This is a genomic window from Burkholderia sp. HMSC10F09, assembly GCF_001806955.1.
GTDB lineage: Bacteria > Pseudomonadota > Gammaproteobacteria > Burkholderiales > Burkholderiaceae > Burkholderia > Burkholderia multivorans.
Genome location: NZ_KV786882.1, coordinates 972 through 2,253, shown reverse-complemented (window position 1 = coordinate 2,253; position 1,282 = coordinate 972). Strand labels below are relative to the sequence as shown.

Sequence of the window (1,282 nt, the reverse complement as noted above, 5' to 3'; positions counted from 1 at the left end):
CCTGCCGCGGCGGCCCGCCGAGCGGGGGCGAGCGGCCGGTCGCACGCGCCGCGGCGGCGCGGCCGGCCGCGACCGCTCAGCGTTTCGCCGTCGTGTTCGGACGCATCTCGCGCGCGAGATACGTGCGCACGACGCCCGCCATGTTGTGCTCGAGCCAGGCCGCCATCGCCTGCTCTTCGGGCAGGATCCGCTCGCAGATCGTCTGCGTCTCGACGTCGCCGGCCACGCGCGCGGCCTCGATCAGGTTGCGGTACGCGGCGATCTCGAAGTGCTCGAACATGTAGCTCGCCATGCCGCCCTTGACGATCTCGTCCGACACGAACATCCCCGACATGCCCTGCACCCAGGCCATCGTCTTTGCGCCGAGATCCTTCACGGTCGACACCGAGCCGCCGCGCCGCTCGATGCAGCTGCGGATCAGCCGCGCCTGTTCGCGCGTTTCCTCGATGTGCTGCTCGATGCGCCGCTTGAGGTCCGGATAATGTTCGATCCGGCCGGCCATCGACGACAGCATCGTCTCGGCCTGTTCCTCCATCGCATGCGCGTCGCGCAGCCATTCCATCAACCGCTCGTCTACTACGTTCGCTTCGCTTGCCATGCCTCGTTCTCCTGTCGTGTCGGTGAATGCGGGCCGAGGCGCGCGTACGCGCCTCTTGTGCGTTACACGCCCGGCGTGCCCGTCGTGCCCGGCGTGCCGGACACCGGCGGCACCGGCGATGTCGTGCTGTCGTGCGGTGCACCGGCGCCGAGCTCGGCACCGGTCGTCGGATCGCAGTTCGGGTCGGACGCGAGCCGGCGCGCCATCGCTTCGAGCGCCTGCGACTGCGTCGGATCGACTGCGCCCGTCGCGAGGCCGTCGCCGCCGTCGACGGCCGGCTCGCCACGCCGCACCGACAGCGCATCGCCGCGATTCCACGGGCCCGGCATCGGCTCCGCGCCTTCCTGCATCCGGAAGTACACGCGGTCGTACGGTTCCATCGGCGGCAGCTTGCCCGGCGGGAAGTTCGCGGTGATCGCGTAGAGCGCTTTCTCGAACGACTTCTGGTGCGACACTTCGCGCGTCATCAGGAAGCCGAGCGCTTCGCGCACGCTCGGATCGTCCGACACGTTGATCAGCCGTTCGTAGATGATCTTCGCGCGCGCCTCGGCCGCGATGTTCGAGCGCAGGTCGGCGGTCGGCTCGCCGATCGTGTCGATGTACGCGGCGCTCCACGGCACCGCGCCCGAATTCGTCAGCGGCGAACCGGCGCCGTACAGCAGCTGCGTCACGTGGCTGTCGTTG

At 69.7% G+C, this 1,282-nt stretch carries 2 protein-coding genes; both read right to left on the bottom strand.

Features of this window, described 5'->3' with window-relative positions:
* Positions 1-76: 76 nt before the first annotated feature.
* Complete coding sequence (locus HMPREF3115_RS24775; protein ID WP_006405153.1) at positions 77-598, bottom strand: ferritin-like domain-containing protein; 522 nt, start codon at positions 596-598, stop codon at positions 77-79.
* 62 nt (positions 599-660) lie between these two features.
* The coding region (locus tag HMPREF3115_RS24770; protein ID WP_256276420.1) for a manganese catalase family protein at positions 661-1,282 on the bottom strand (622 nt) is incomplete at its 5' end.

Bases quoted from the DNA above. Each gene is read 5' to 3' on its own strand.
- HMPREF3115_RS24775 (WP_006405153.1), bottom strand. From the start codon at position 598: ATGGCAAGCGAAGCGAACGTAGTAGACGAGCGGTTGATGGAATGGCTG.